The 14005-nt window shown below is 57.1% G+C and carries 16 protein-coding genes; 6 read left to right on the plus strand and 10 right to left on the minus strand.

From position 1 onward, the window contains the following. The first annotated feature begins 17 nt into the window (after window positions 1–17). The 3 genes from ptsI to AFK62_RS14325 all read left to right on the plus strand — a co-directional run bounded on the left by ptsI (window position 18) and on the right by AFK62_RS14325 (window position 2890). Window positions 18–1745, plus strand: a complete 1728-nt coding sequence (gene ptsI, locus AFK62_RS14315) for a phosphoenolpyruvate-protein phosphotransferase PtsI (RefSeq protein ID WP_007672093.1) — start codon at window positions 18–20, stop codon at window positions 1743–1745. Window positions 1746–1788: 43 nt separating this feature from the next. Next, window positions 1789–2292 (plus strand): PTS glucose transporter subunit IIA, encoded by a 504-nt coding sequence (gene crr, locus AFK62_RS14320; protein ID WP_004385842.1) that lies wholly within the window; start codon window positions 1789–1791, stop codon window positions 2290–2292. 73 nt (window positions 2293–2365) lie between these two features. Further along, window positions 2366–2890 carry a hypothetical protein gene (locus AFK62_RS14325; RefSeq protein ID WP_007672097.1) on the plus strand — a complete coding sequence of 175 codons (525 nt, stop codon included), beginning with the start codon at window positions 2366–2368 and terminating at the stop codon, window positions 2888–2890. 30 nt (window positions 2891–2920) lie between these two features. Here the strand turns inward: AFK62_RS14325 and cysM are convergent, their stop codons facing one another. The 8 genes from cysM to AFK62_RS14365 form a co-directional block, all read right to left on the minus strand. After that, entirely contained in the window at window positions 2921–3832 is a 912-nt protein-coding gene (gene cysM, locus AFK62_RS14330) for a cysteine synthase CysM (RefSeq protein WP_007672099.1), read from the minus strand. Window positions 3833–3949: 117 nt separating this feature from the next. Next, window positions 3950–5044, minus strand: a complete 1095-nt coding sequence (cysA, locus tag AFK62_RS14335) for a sulfate/thiosulfate ABC transporter ATP-binding protein CysA (protein ID WP_007672102.1) — start codon at window positions 5042–5044, stop codon at window positions 3950–3952. Next, window positions 5034–5906, minus strand: coding sequence for a sulfate/thiosulfate ABC transporter permease CysW (gene cysW, locus AFK62_RS14340; RefSeq protein ID WP_007672107.1), 873 nt, complete (start codon window positions 5904–5906; stop codon window positions 5034–5036). The genes cysA and cysW overlap by 11 nt, the downstream gene beginning before the upstream one ends. Then, window positions 5906–6739: a sulfate/thiosulfate ABC transporter permease CysT gene (gene cysT / locus AFK62_RS14345; RefSeq protein ID WP_007672110.1), complete on the minus strand. Its 834-nt coding sequence runs from the start codon at window positions 6737–6739 to the stop codon at window positions 5906–5908. The genes cysW and cysT overlap by 1 nt, the downstream gene beginning before the upstream one ends. After that, a complete protein-coding gene (locus AFK62_RS14350; RefSeq protein ID WP_007672112.1) occupies window positions 6739–7755 on the minus strand; it encodes a sulfate ABC transporter substrate-binding protein in 1017 nt (338 codons plus the stop codon). Before AFK62_RS14350 ends, cysT begins: the two co-directional genes overlap by 1 nt. 159 nt (window positions 7756–7914) lie before the next feature. Continuing rightward, window positions 7915–8817 (minus strand): Dyp-type peroxidase, encoded by a 903-nt coding sequence (locus tag AFK62_RS14355; RefSeq protein ID WP_007672115.1) that lies wholly within the window; start codon window positions 8815–8817, stop codon window positions 7915–7917. A 90-nt stretch (window positions 8818–8907) separates the two neighbouring features. Further along, the gene (locus AFK62_RS14360; RefSeq protein ID WP_007672123.1) at window positions 8908–9495 is read right to left on the minus strand and encodes an RpoE-regulated lipoprotein; all 588 of its coding nucleotides are present in this window, start codon (window positions 9493–9495) and stop codon (window positions 8908–8910) included. A 62-nt stretch (window positions 9496–9557) separates the two neighbouring features. Beyond that, complete coding sequence (locus AFK62_RS14365; protein ID WP_007672127.1) at window positions 9558–9992, minus strand: DUF2919 domain-containing protein; 435 nt, start codon at window positions 9990–9992, stop codon at window positions 9558–9560. 99 nt (window positions 9993–10091) lie between these two features. Here AFK62_RS14365 and AFK62_RS14370 point away from each other — a divergent pair, with 99 nt between their 5' ends. After that, a complete protein-coding gene (locus AFK62_RS14370) occupies window positions 10092–10490 on the plus strand; it encodes a YgiW/YdeI family stress tolerance OB fold protein (protein WP_007672130.1) in 399 nt (132 codons plus the stop codon). A gap of 36 nt (window positions 10491–10526) precedes the next feature. On the opposite strand, the gene AFK62_RS14375 is transcribed toward AFK62_RS14370, so the two are convergent. Then, window positions 10527–10952 (minus strand): GNAT family acetyltransferase, encoded by a 426-nt coding sequence (locus AFK62_RS14375; RefSeq protein ID WP_032984393.1) that lies wholly within the window; start codon window positions 10950–10952, stop codon window positions 10527–10529. A 214-nt stretch (window positions 10953–11166) separates the two neighbouring features. Between AFK62_RS14375 and amiA the strand changes: the two genes are divergently transcribed. Beyond that, a complete protein-coding gene (gene amiA, locus AFK62_RS14380) occupies window positions 11167–12042 on the plus strand; it encodes an N-acetylmuramoyl-L-alanine amidase AmiA (protein ID WP_007672135.1) in 876 nt (291 codons plus the stop codon). 2 nt (window positions 12043–12044) lie between these two features. Further along, complete coding sequence (hemF, locus tag AFK62_RS14385; RefSeq protein ID WP_007672136.1) at window positions 12045–12944, plus strand: oxygen-dependent coproporphyrinogen oxidase; 900 nt, start codon at window positions 12045–12047, stop codon at window positions 12942–12944. Window positions 12945–12977: 33 nt separating this feature from the next. On the opposite strand, the gene mtnA is transcribed toward hemF, so the two are convergent. Next, window positions 12978–13997: an S-methyl-5-thioribose-1-phosphate isomerase gene (gene mtnA / locus AFK62_RS14390; protein ID WP_007672137.1), complete on the minus strand. Its 1020-nt coding sequence runs from the start codon at window positions 13995–13997 to the stop codon at window positions 12978–12980. Window positions 13998–14005 lie beyond the last annotated feature (8 nt).

The following is a 14005-nucleotide window of genomic DNA, read 5'->3' on the forward strand; positions in this document are numbered from 1 at the left end:
ACAAGTAAGGTAGGGTTATGATTTCAGGCATTTTAGCGTCTCCGGGTATCGCTTTCGGCAAAGCACTTCTGCTGAAAGAAGATGAGATTGTCATCGACCGGAAAAAAATTTCTGCCGATAAGGTTGATCAAGAAGTTGAACGTTTCCTGAGTGGTCGCGCCAAAGCGTCAGCTCAGCTTGAAGCTATCAAGATCAAGGCCGGCGAAACTTTCGGTGAAGAAAAGGAAGCCATCTTCGAAGGCCACATCATGTTGCTGGAAGATGAAGAGCTGGAGCAGGAAATCATAGCCCTGATTAAAGATAAGCACATCACTGCCGACGCGGCAGCGCATGAGGTTATCGAAGGTCAGGCAACCGCCCTGGAAGAGCTGGACGATGAATATCTGAAAGAACGCGCCGCTGACGTGCGTGATATCGGTAAACGTCTGCTGCGTAACATTCTGGGCCTGGCCATCATTGATTTAAGCTCCATTCAGGATGAAGTCATTCTGGTGGCAGCAGATTTGACCCCGTCGGAAACGGCACAGCTGAACCTGAAAAAGGTCCTGGGCTTTATCACCGATCTGGGCGGCCGTACCTCCCACACCTCTATCATGGCGCGCTCACTTGAGCTACCAGCGATTGTGGGCACCGGCAGCGTCACCACGCAGGTGAAGAACGACGACTACCTGATTCTCGATGCGGTTAACAACAAAGTTTACGTTAACCCGACGAACGAAGAGATCGAGTCCCTGCGTGCGATTCAGACGCAGGTTGCCGAGGAAAAAGCGGAGCTTGCGAAGCTTAAAGATCTGCCGGCTATCACGCTTGACGGTCACCAGGTTGAAGTTTGTGCGAATATCGGCACCGTGCGTGATGTGGCTGGCGCAGAGCGTAACGGCGCGGAAGGCGTTGGTCTCTACCGTACCGAATTCCTGTTCATGGATCGCGACTCCCTGCCGACGGAAGAAGAGCAATTCCAGGCCTATAAAGCCGTGGCAGAAGCGTGCGGCTCACAGGCAGTAATCGTACGTACCATGGATATCGGTGGCGACAAAGAGCTGCCGTACATGAACTTCCCGAAAGAAGAAAACCCGTTCCTTGGCTGGCGTGCGATTCGTATCGCGATGGATCGTAAAGAGATCCTGCGCGATCAGGTACGTGCTATTCTGCGCGCCTCCGCATTCGGTAAGCTGCGTATCATGTTCCCGATGATTATTTCGGTTGAAGAAGTTCGCGCGCTGAAAAAAGAGATCGAGATTTTCAAACAAGAACTGCGTGACGAAGGCAAAGCCTTCGACGAGACGATTGAAATCGGCGTCATGGTGGAAACCCCGGCTGCCGCGACTATCGCGCGTCACCTGGCTAAAGAAGTCGATTTCTTCAGTATTGGTACCAACGATCTGACACAGTACACCCTGGCGGTTGACCGCGGTAATGATATGATATCGCATCTTTACCAGCCAATGTCACCGTCTGTCCTGAACCTCATCAAGCAAGTTATTGATGCATCTCATGCTGAAGGTAAGTGGACCGGCATGTGTGGTGAGCTTGCTGGCGACGAACGTGCTACACTTCTGTTGCTGGGGATGGGTCTGGATGAATTCAGTATGAGTGCCATTTCTATCCCGCGCATTAAGAAGATTATCCGTAACACGAACTTCGAAGATGCGAAGGTTTTAGCAGAGCAGGCTCTTGCTCAACCGACAACGGACGAGTTAATGACGCTGGTTAACAAGTTCATTGAAGAAAAAACAATCTGCTAATCCACGAGATGCGGCCCAAATTACTGCTTAGGAGAGAAGGCTAATGGGGTTATTTAGTAAACTGTTCGGTGATAAAGGCAATAGCGACACCGGAACCATTGAGATCGTTGCTCCACTGTCTGGTGAAATCGTTAATATTGAAGACGTGCCGGATGTAGTGTTCGCAGAGAAAATCGTTGGTGATGGCATCGCTATCAAACCGACCGGTAACAAAATGGTTGCGCCGGTTGATGGCACCATCGGTAAAATTTTCGAAACTAACCACGCTTTCTCTATCGAATCGGACAGCGGTATCGAACTGTTCGTTCACTTCGGTATTGATACCGTTGAGCTGAAAGGCGAAGGCTTCAAACGCATCGCTGAAGAAGGCCAGCGCGTGAAGAAAGGCGATCCGGTTATCGAATTCGATCTGCCACTGCTGGAAGAGAAAGCAAAATCTACGCTGACGCCGGTTGTGATTTCTAATATGGACGAAATCAAAGAGCTGACCAAGCTTTCTGGTAGCGTGACCGTCGGTGAAACGCCGGTTATCCGTATCAAGAAATAAGACTGACTCGTGTACAAAAATGGCGCCGCAAGGCGCCATTTTTTTATCTGAACCCTGCCAACGGACTTAGACCATGCGCCACTGGCGTTTCCTCTGCCTGTTCCTGACGGCCCTGCTGCCGACAGCACCGCTTTATGCGGGCTCACCCGGCCCTTACGTGCTGGCCTTTATCGATATATCCGTGCCACCGCTTAATGACGGCCAGGCGCTTACCGCGACGCTACGCAAAGCGTCGACCCTACCCGGGCGCGCGTCCTGCTTTTTATGTGAAGAGAGCGATCAGGTCGAAATGCTCTATCTGTATCGCCTTCCGCCAGGCCTGTCAGTCGACACGCTGCGCCAGGCCGTGCATGGCGATAACGCCGCACGTAACCAGATGCAGCAAAAGCTCGCCGCCTTTGAAGACAAAGACGGTTATAAGGTGGATGGCCTGCTTATCTATGAGCATAAACCTGACGACGTGCGTATTTACGCCATGCCCGCCATGCCCGGTAAAGCGCTGCATAAGGTGAGCAAGCCGGTTAAACGCTATCTTTCATTGCAAAGCCTGGATACGTTACTTGAAGACGCGGCGGCTGAAATCCCGCGTGAAATTTGAACCGGCGGGCGCATGCCCGCCGTTATCGTGTTAAATCCCTGCGCCCTGGCTGTAACTCTCTTCGCTGAATACGCCCGTTGAAAGATAGCGGTCGCCCCTGTCGCAGATAATCGCCACTACCACGGCACCCGGGTTCGCGTGCGCCACACGCAGCGCACCACAGACTGCGCCGCCAGAGCTGACGCCGCAGAAAATCCCCTCTTTGCGTGCCAGATCGCGCATCGTATTTTCCGCATCGCGGTGGTGAATATCCAGCACGTCGTCAACCAGGGAGGCGTCAAAAATCCCTGGCAGATATTCCGCGGGCCAACGGCGAATGCCGGGAATGCTGCTGCCCTCTTCAGGCTGAAGCCCGACCACCGTCACCGGTTTGGCCTGTTCACGCAGAAAACGGCTCACGCCGGTAATCGTCCCGGTCGTTCCCATACTGGAGACAAAATGCGTAATACGCCCACCGGTCTGGTGCCAGATCTCCGGGCCTGTCGTCGTATAGTGCGCCCAGGGGTTATCCGGATTATTAAACTGGTCGAGAATAATGCCTTCGCCGCGCTGCGCCATGTCGGCGGCGAGATCGCGTGCGCCTTCCATCCCCTGCTCCCGGCTCACCAGCACGAGCCTTGCACCATACGCCTGCATCGCCGCTTTGCGCTCCATGCTCATGTTGTCTGGCATCAGTAGCGTCATGCGATACCCTTTTACTGCGGCAATCATCGCCAGCGCGATCCCGGTATTGCCACTCGTCGCTTCGATAAGCGTATCGCCAGGCGTGATCTCGCCGCGCGCCTCGGCACGCGTAATCATCGCGAGCGCGGCCCTGTCCTTGACTGAACCGGCCGGATTGTTGCCTTCGAGTTTGACCCAGATTTCACTGCCGTTGTCTGGCCCCAGACGCTGAAGCCTGACCAGAGGAGTATTGCCGATGGTGTGTTCGAGTGTATTCACGATTTTTACTCAATAAAAAGCCGGGTGTCGCTTTGCTTACCCGGCCTGAAAGACGCAGTGGTGACTGTCGCCCGGTAAACGCTGCGCTACCGGGCGATAAACCTGTTCAATAACCTATCAGGCAGACTTCGCCAGAGCAATATTCTCGCGTGTCTCGATACGCTCGTTGCCGTGATAAATGCGCGCGTTCTGCAGGCCCACGAACAGCCGCTCGCCGCGATGCGGCACATAGTCTTCGCGCGACACCACCGTCAGCGGTTCGTCATACCAGCCCTGCGGCTGTACCACCAGTTGCATATAGTGGCCTTTCGGGCTTACCTCCAGCACATGGACCGGTAAAGGAGAATCCAGGCTCGTGCGGCGGCTCACATCCACTTCCCACGGGCGTAAGAAGAGATCCACTGCCCCCTGATACGCAGGCGTAAAGCCAAGCGGCCAGCGGTGCGCGCCAACGTGGAATTGCCCGCCGCGTACAGTGCCTTTGAGGCGATTGACCTCACCCAGGAACTCCAGCACGAAACGCGTGGCGGGTTCACGCCACACGTGTTCCGGGGCATCAGCCTGTTCAATATCGCCCTGACTCATGACCACCACGCGGTCAGCCACTTCCATTGCTTCTTCCTGGTCATGGGTCACGAAGACGCTGGTAAATTTCAGCTCTTCATGCAACTGACGCAGCCAGCGCCGGAGCTCTTTACGCACCTGGGCATCCAGCGCGCCGAAAGGCTCATCGAGCAGCAGAATTTGCGGCTCCACTGCCAGCGCGCGAGCCAGCGCCACGCGCTGCTTCTGCCCGCCGGAAAGCTGCGCCGGGTAACGGTCCGCGAGATGGGCAAGCTGGACCATTTCCAGCAGTTGAGTGACCTTTTGTTTGATAACCGCCGCGCCGGGACGTTCACGACGCGGCAGCACCGTCAGGCCGAACGCAATATTGTCGAACACCGTCATATGGCGGAACAGCGCATAGTGCTGGAACACAAACCCAACTTTACGCTCGCGTGCGTGCAGGCGGCTCACGTCGGTGCCATGAAACCGGATCTGCCCGCTGGTCTGGTGTTCAAGCCCTGCGATAATACGCAGCAGTGTGGTTTTGCCGGAGCCGGACGGCCCAAGCAGCGCCACCATCTGGCCGGAAGGGATATCCAGTGAGATATCATTCAGCACCTGGGTGCGACCAAAAGATTTCTTAATATTGGCAATCTCAATGCTCATGATTTCCCTCCTGTTGCACGCGTTTTTCCTGATTATTCAGGCGCCATTGCAACGCACTCTTTAAAAACAGGGTCAGAATCGCCATCAGCGTCAGCAGCGCGGCGGCGGTAAATGCGCCGACGGTATTGTAGTCCTGCTCCAGCAGTTCAATCTGCAAGGGCAGCGAGAGGGTCTCGCCGCGAATCGAGCCGGACACCACCGACACCGCGCCAAACTCGCCTATCGCACGGGCGTTGGTGAGCACCACGCCATACAGCAGCGCCCAACGAATATTCGGCAACGTCACGCGCCTGAACATCTGCCAGCCAGACGCGCCCAGCAAAATCGCCGCTTCATCTTCATGGCTGCCCTGGCTTAGCATCACCGGCACCAGCTCTCGCACCACAAACGGACAGGTTACGAAGACCGTCACCAGGACCATGCCCGGCCAGGCGAACATAATTTGTAAATTATTGGCGTCAAGCCAACTGCCGAGCGGCCCGTTCGAGCCGTAAAAGAGCAGATACACCAGCCCCGCCACCACAGGCGAAACCGCAAAAGGAATATCCAGCAGCGTCAGCAGCAACTGGCGACCCGGGAAGTTAAAACGCGTTACCAGCCAGGCAAGCAGCGTGCCGAACACGAGGTTAACCGGCACGGTAATCAGCGCAATCAGCACCGTCAGCCAGATGGCGTGCAGCATGTCCGGGTTGGCGATGTTTTCAAGCACCGGCGCCAGCCCTTTGGAAAAGGCCTGCGCGAAGATGTAAATCATCGGCACGACCAGGATAAAGGCTGACAGCAGCATCCCGATGCCGATGAGCAACCATTTGCCCCAGTTAATACGCGCGCCCGCGCGTTCGGTTTGCGTCATCATTGTCATCAATGTCCTACCACCCTGCGTCCAAAACGGCTTTGCAGCGTGTTAATGGCAAACAGCAGCAGCAGCGATGCGGCCAGAATCACCGAGGCAATAGCGCTCGCGGCCGGGTAGTCGAACTCCTGCAAACGAACAAAAATCATCAGCGAGGTGACTTCGGTTTTCCAGGCGATGTTACCCGCGATGAAAATCACCGCGCCAAATTCGCCAAGGCTACGGGTAAACGACAGCGCCACGCCCGCCATCAGCGCAGGCGACAGCTCCGGCAGCACCACTTTACGAAAGCTTTGCAGGCGCGTGGCGCCGAGCGTTTCCGCCGCCTCTTCATATTCCGGGCCCAGTTCTTCAAGCACCGGCTGCACGGTTCGCACCACAAAAGGAATGCTGGTAAACGCCATTGCCAGCGCAATGCCAAGCCAGGTATACGTCACTTTGATATCGAACTTCGCCAGCCACTCGCCGTAAAAGCCGTTTACCGAAAAGAGGGAGGCGAGCGTCAGGCCCGCTACGGCGGTCGGCAGCGCGAACGGAAGATCCATCAGCGCATCCAGCAGCGTGCGGCCCGGAAAGCGATAGCGCGTTAAAATCCAGGCCATCAGCAGGCCAAAGACGCCGTTGAACAGCGATGCCACCGCCGCCGACAGCAGCGTCACTTTATATGCCGCCACCACCTGCGGGTTGGAAATCACTTCCCAGTATTGCGCGAGGCTCATCTGGGAAAGCTGCATCACCAGCGCGCTCAAGGGCAGCAACAGGATCAGGCAGACAAACAGCAGACTGGTACCGAGGCTTAACGTAAACCCCGGTAATACGCGACGAGAAGAGACTGCAAACATTACTTACGCCCCGCCGCCACCAGCTTGTCGAACTCACCGCCGCTGGCGAAATGGGTTTTCATCACATCCGGCCATTTCCCGAAGGTGTCTTCCACGCGAAACAGCTCGGTCTGCGGGAATTTATCTTGCAGTGATGCCATCACTTCCGGGTTGTTCACCCGATAGTAATAGCTGGTGATGATTTGCTGCGCCTGTGGGCTATAAAGCCACTTGAGATAGGCTTTGGCCGCTTTTTCCGTGCCGTTGGCCTTCACATTTTTATCGACCCAGGCGACCGGGAACTCCGCCAGGATATTCACCTTCGGCACAACCACTTCGTAACCTTCTTTGGCGTACTGGTTACGGATGTTATTCACTTCCGACTCAAAGGTAATCAGGACATCGCCCAGGCCACGCTCCACAAACGTGGTCGTCGCACCGCGACCGCCGGTATCAAACACTTCGACGTTTTTCAGAAACTGAGTCATAAACTGCTGGGTTTTGGCTTTATCGCCACCGTCAGCTTTATCCGCAGCGCCCCATGCGGCGAGATAGGTGTAACGCGCATTACCAGAGGTTTTCGGGTTCGGGAAAACCAGCTTCACATCCGGGCGTACCAGGTCGCGCCAGTCGTGGATGTTTTTCGGGTTCCCCTTGCGCACCAGGAACGCCATCGTTGAGTAGAACGGCGAGCTGTTATTCGGCAGACGCGCCTGCCAGTCAGCCGGGATCAGATGGCCTTTGTCGTGCAGGATCTGAACGTCAGTTACCTGGTTATAAGTAACAACGTCCGCTTTTAAGCCCTGTAAAATCGCGAGTGCCTGCTTCGAGGAGCCCGCGTGAGACTGTTTGATCGTTAGCGCATCGCCGTTGTTATCCTTCGCCCATTGCTGTTCAAACGGCGGGTTCAGGGCAGCGAACAGCTCGCGCGAAACATCATAAGAGCTGTTAAGCAGTTCAGTCGCCTGCGCGGAACCCGCCATCAGCAGAGAAATCGCCAGCGCGCCCCATGCTTTTTTCACTGATTTCACGGCCATTTTGCACCTTATAAATGTGATAACGATCGAGCCATCAGTGTATTTATACGGGTGGGAAAGCTATACCGCTTTTATATACCGTTTAGTGATTTGCAAGCGCAAAAGGATATAAGACGACAGGCGAAACGGCGCGGCCTGCAAGGCCGCGCACGAAGGGGATCAGAGAGTAAGCAGGCGGGTCAGCGACGGGGCAAAATAGTAGCCGCCCGTCACCGGACGCGTGAAGCGCAGCATGGCGTCGCGCTTGCCGTCAGTATCGCCAAACATGCTCAGCAGTTGCTGTTCAATGTTATACAGGCGCGCGCAGTAGGCGCAGAAATAAAGGCCGTGAACGCCGCTTGCGGTGCCGTATGGCAAACTCTGGCGCACAATCTTCAGCCCTTTGCCGTCTTCTTTCAAATCGACGCGTGAGAGGTGCGACGTCACCGGACGCGCATCGCCGTCAATCTCTTCGTTGGCGGCTTTGGTGCGGCCAATCATCATCTCTTGATCCGGCACGCTCATGCGGTTGAGCTGTTTGAGGTTATGCTCCCAGCGCTGTACGAAGACGTAGCTGCCGCCCGCGTCGATACCGTCCTGGATAACCGCTACCTCGCGACGCTTCTCTTCACCCGCCGGGTTTTCGGTGCCGTCCACAAAACCGCTGAGATCGCGATCTTCCACCCAGCGGAAGCCGTGAGTCTCTTCCTCAATTTTCAGCGCGGGGCCGAAGGCCTCAAGCGCTGCCTGGGCGACAGAGAAATTAACATCGTGGCGAAGTGAAAGAATGTGGATTAACACGTCGTGCTGCGTGGCAGGCGCCAGGCCTTTACCCAGCGGCGTGAAGCTTTTCAGCTCAGATGCGCTGTCATCACCTGCCAGCGCACGCCACAGCGAATGCCCGAACGCCACAACCACGCCCAGATTCGCCTCAGGAAACTGCACCTGAAACGTCGCCACTTTATCGGCGAAAATTTTGCTCGCCGCGCGCAGCGCATCACGTTCGCTTTCATCAACGCTCGCTTCCAGCCAGATAGCAGCGCGACAATGCTCCGGCAAAATACCGCTTTGAACCACAGACATCACTCCTCCTGATAAACCGTTGCCACCGGGGTGACAAAATCGGGCGTATTGTACCCGATTTATCGGCTCAGGCGTTGCGTTTACGCAAGGCTATCCGCGGTGCCAGACAATCTTTTTCAGCGTCCAGCCTTTGAGCGTATCGTCTGGCGGCATCAGCTCCTGCGGGCCGCGCCAGTCGCCGCTAAACACATAGCGGATATGCTCGCTGCCGGGTGCCTGACACTCAACGGCGGCCTCATCCGACGCGCCTGCTTTCTGGCACGCGCCCTGAGCTTTTTTGAAGAGATCGCCAAACGGCGTGCCAATCTCCACACCGCTGTCGGTTGCAATCGCTTTATCCAGCACCTCGATGCGGCTCACTTTGCCGTTTTCGCCATTTACCACCAGCGCCAGTTGGTTCTCTTTCATCGCCTCGAAATAGCGAACAATCGTGCCGCCGCTGGCTCGCATCCCGCTGCGCAGCCGGTAGTCATCACCCAGCGCCTCATGCAGCGCGGCTTCTTCAAGCGGCGTGTCGGCGGTGATATCGCCAACGCCTTTTTCCGTCACTTCAAGCGAGGAGCCCCACCAGTCAAACCAGTGCCACGGGGCCGCCGCCGACCAGTTCACACTGGAGAGCGTTGAGCATCCGCCCAGTAATAACGACGTCCCACACAGCAGCAGAGGCAATTTCTTCATAACGGTTCCTTTAATCAGTCGACAACGTCTCGTTGGAGCGCAAAGACGGCAAAAAGTGCCGTTCAGGGCTGCGGCGTTTCAAAACAGGCGGCCAGGCGGCGATGCGAAATCAGCAGCCACAATGCCCAGGCGTCCAGCACCAACAGGGCCAGCGCTATCCCCCCGGCCGTATCGCGCCAGAGCAACAACGCCTGGGACACCAGCATCAGCGCCTGGGTCAGCATCAGGACATAGCGAGCGGCCCGCCACAGCCGCGGAAAGCCGTGCCGCCGCCCGCTTAATAAAAACGTCAGCATCGCGGGCGTGCCTGCCGCAAGGCCCATCCAGAAGCTCTGCCGGTCAGGATAAAACAGTCCCAGTAACGCCTCGCCCTGCCCACGCGATGCGCCTGCCAGCACGAACAACGCCCAGGTACGCGCCTGTAACAACAGCACCGCCCAGAAGAGCGCCGGGAGCTTCAGCCAGCCCTGGTTATCATAATCAGAAGGTAAAAACATGTATAAATCCTGGACTACGCCCGCATCGGGTCCAGAATTATGTCACTGTCTGACAAGGCGAAGAAAGGTCTTCGTCGTGCATAACCCAAGGAGATGGAAATGAAAAAACAGCTTATCGCCCTGTGTGTCGCCGCCTCAGCATTCACCGCTGTGCCCGTGATGGCGCAGGAAGGCGGTTTCTCAGGCCCGGATAACAGCGCCAGCGCGACTGCCGCTAAAGGCGGTTTTCAGGGGCCGGATGCTGCCAGCACGACCGTTAGCGAAGCGAAAAACCTGCGCGACGACGCGTGGGTGGTGCTGGAAGGCAACATTGTCCGCAAAATGGGTAAAGAGCTTTATGAATTCCGCGATGCCAGCGGCAGCGTGAATGTCGATATCGACGACCACGTCTGGAACGGCGTCACCGTCACGCCGAAAGATAAAGTGCGCCTTGAGGGCGAAGTGGATAAAGACTGGAACTCCGTTGAGATCGACGTGAAGAAAATCACCAAAAGCTAATGCCAGGCTCACCCGGCTGCGGCCGGGTGACTCGTATCAGTATTCCTGATCCTCGATAAGCCGTTTGCCAAGACTAATCACATCCTGATGTTCATAGCCAAGCCGTTCATACATGCCGAGCACCACATCGTTTTCTTCCCGGATCTGGATATTGATTTTCGGGCAGCCGCGCGCAATGAGCTTCTTCTCCAGCCGGTTAAGCAGCGCATTCGCAATACCGCGCCCGCGAAACTCCGGGTGAACACCGAGGTAGTACGCCGAGCCGCGATGGCCGTCATAGCCGCCCATCACAGAGCCGACGATTTCGCCGCTGACTTCCGCTACCAGGAAAAGATCCGGGTCATGGTTGAGTTTACGTTCGATATCCATCTCAGGATCGTTCCACGAACGCAGCAGATCGCAGCGCTCCCACAGGGTGATGACTTCTTCAAAGTCTGCCTGGCGAAAAACGCGTATCTCCATGGTATTCCCCATCTTTTATGGCATAAAAAACGAGATTATGGCGCTATCGGCCTCAATAGCCAATATGTCCGGCAAAAGTTCACTGAAAATGGCATACTGCCAACTCATCACGCCCTGAAATGAATCGTAAAACTTTTGTTGCGACAGGGTGTCGTTCCACCCCGTTACGCCAGGTTATAACACTCCAGGACAGTAAAATCAGAAGTCAGGACGCATGAGCACTTTCAAACCATTAAAAAAACTCACCTCGCGCCGTCAGCTGCTACGCACCGGTCTCGCTGCACTCGCGCTGACCACGTTAAAACCGGCACTGGCGAAAGAAGAGAGCCCTGCGCTCAACACGCGTAACAGCCATAGCAAACCGAAGGCGAAAAAAGCAGGCGCGCGCCGCCTTGTGATGCTCGATCCGGGCCACGGCGGCATTGATACCGGCGCTATTGGTCATAACGGCTCCCGGGAAAAGCACGTGGTGCTGGCGATTGCCAAAAACGTGCGCGCCATCCTTCGTAACCACGGCATCGACGCCAAACTGACCCGTAACAACGACACATTCATCCCGCTCTACGATCGCGTAGAAATCGCGCATAAACACGGCGCGGATTTGTTTATGTCGATCCACGCCGACGGCTTCACCAGCCCAAGCGCCGCGGGTGCGTCGGTCTTTGCGCTCTCTAACCGCGGCGCCAGTAGCGCCATGGCAAAGTATCTCTCCGATCGCGAAAACGCCGCCGACGACGTGGCGGGCAGCAGCGTGAAGAATAAAGATCATTATCTCCAGCAGGTACTGTTTGACCTGGTACAGACCGACACCATTAAAAACAGCCTGACGCTCGGCTCGCATATCCTGCGCCAGATAAAACCGGTGCATCATCTGCACAGCCGCAACACCGAGCAGGCGGCGTTCGTGGTGTTGAAATCACCGTCGATCCCGTCCGTGCTGGTAGAAACCTCCTTCATCACCAACCCGCAGGAAGAAAAACTGCTCGGCACCGCCGCCTTCCGTCAGAAGATAGCGACGGCCATCGCCAACGGGGTGATAAGCTATTTCAACTGGTTCGATAACCATAAAGCCCACTCGAAACGAGGCTAACGATGGCACCGGATATTCAGCGCGTAAAAACCTTCCTGCTCGATTTACAGGACCGCATCTGCCAGCAGCTGGCCGCGGTTGATGGCGACAGCTTCGTCGAAGACGCCTGGCAGCGCGAGGGCGGCGGCGGGCGCAGCCGCGTGCTGCGCGATGGCGTCGTTTTTGAGCAGGCAGGCGTCAACTTCTCTCACGTGCATGGCGACGCGATGCCCGCATCCGCCACCGCGCATCGCCCGGAACTGGCGGGCCGCAGCTTCGAAGCGATGGGCGTTTCGCTGGTGGTGCATCCACGCAACCCCTACGTGCCGACAAGCCACGCTAACGTGCGCTTTTTCATCGCCGAAAAACCGGGCACCGATCCGGTCTGGTGGTTTGGCGGCGGGTTCGATTTAACGCCGTTTTACGGTTTTGAAGACGACGCCGCGCACTGGCACCGCACCGCGCGCGATCTTTGCCAGCCGTTCGGCGAGGATGTCTATCCACGTTATAAAAAATGGTGCGACGACTACTTCTATCTGAAGCATCGCCAGGAGGCGCGCGGCATCGGCGGGTTGTTCTTTGACGATCTCAACACGCCCGATTTCGACACCTGCTTTGGGTTTATACAGGCCGTCGGCAACGGCTATCTCGACGCTTATCTGCCCATCGTGGAGCGTCGCAAAGCGCAGCCCTGGGGCGAGCGCGAGCGCGAGTTTCAGCTCTACCGCCGTGGACGTTACGTGGAGTTCAATCTGGTCTGGGACCGCGGCACGCTGTTCGGGCTGCAAACCGGCGGACGCACCGAATCGATTCTGATGTCGATGCCGCCGCTGGTGCGCTGGGAATATGGCTACCAGCCGGAAGAGAACAGCCCGGAGGCAGCGCTGTATCGCGATTTCCTGCCTGTGCGTGACTGGGTGTAAGCCATCAGCGTCCGCCTCTCGCGGACGCTGTTTTTACCGGGCGAAACGTCCGTTCGCCACATCCTGTGGAGTCACCACGCCGCTATCCAGCACCCAGCCGCTAATCAGCGCAGCGGGCGTCACGTCAAACGCCGGATTATAAACTCGTGCGTCTTGCGGCGCCCACTGCACCGCGCCGAAACTGCCTGCCACACCTGTCACTTCCGCCGCCGCTCGCTGCTCAATGGGAATGGCGGCGCCGTTCGGGCAATCCGGGTCGAGCGTGGTTTGCGGCGCCGCCACGTAAAACGGTACGTGGTGATAGTTCGCCAGTACCGCCAGCGAATACGTCCCGATTTTATTCGCCACATCGCCGTTGGCGGCTATTCTGTCCGCACCCACCCAGACGGCATCCACCAGGCCTTGCGCCATCAGGCTTGCCGCCATCGAATCGGTGATAAGCTGATACGGCACACCCCGTTCGCCCAGCTCCCAGGCAGTTAAGCGCCCGCCCTGCAACAAAGGACGCGTCTCATCCACCCAGACGTTCACCACCTTGCCCTCTTCATGGGCGCGCGCAATAACGCCAAGCGCGGTGCCAACGCCCGCCGTCGCAAGCCCGCCGGTGTTGCAGTGTGTCAGCAGGCGGCTGCCGGGCTTAACCAGTCCGCTGCCGGCGCGCGCGATGCGCTCGCACAACTCGCGGTCTTCCTGCACCAGCGCCAACGCCTGCGCGTCGAGCGCCGCCACATAATCCTCTTGCGCCAGCGCCTGTTTCATCTGATCTAAGTTATTCATCAGATTCACCGCCGTAGGCCGCGCCGCGCGCAGGGTCTCCAGTGCTTCAGCGAGCGCGTCGCGCGTCATGCCCTGCCCGGCAAGCAACGCCAGCAACAGGCTGGCAGAAAGCCCAATCAGCGGCGCGCCGCGCACCCGTAAAGCGTGAATATGGGCGACCAGCGCCTCGGTGGTATCGGCGGGCAGCCAGTTTTTCTGCTGCGGCAGCGCCTGTTGGTCGAGGATCCAGAGCGTGTTATCGGCCACCCGCAGGCTGGTTGTCTGTAGTGTCTGCATGCGTTAAA

The organism is Cronobacter condimenti 1330, assembly GCF_001277255.1.
GTDB lineage: Bacteria > Pseudomonadota > Gammaproteobacteria > Enterobacterales > Enterobacteriaceae > Cronobacter > Cronobacter condimenti.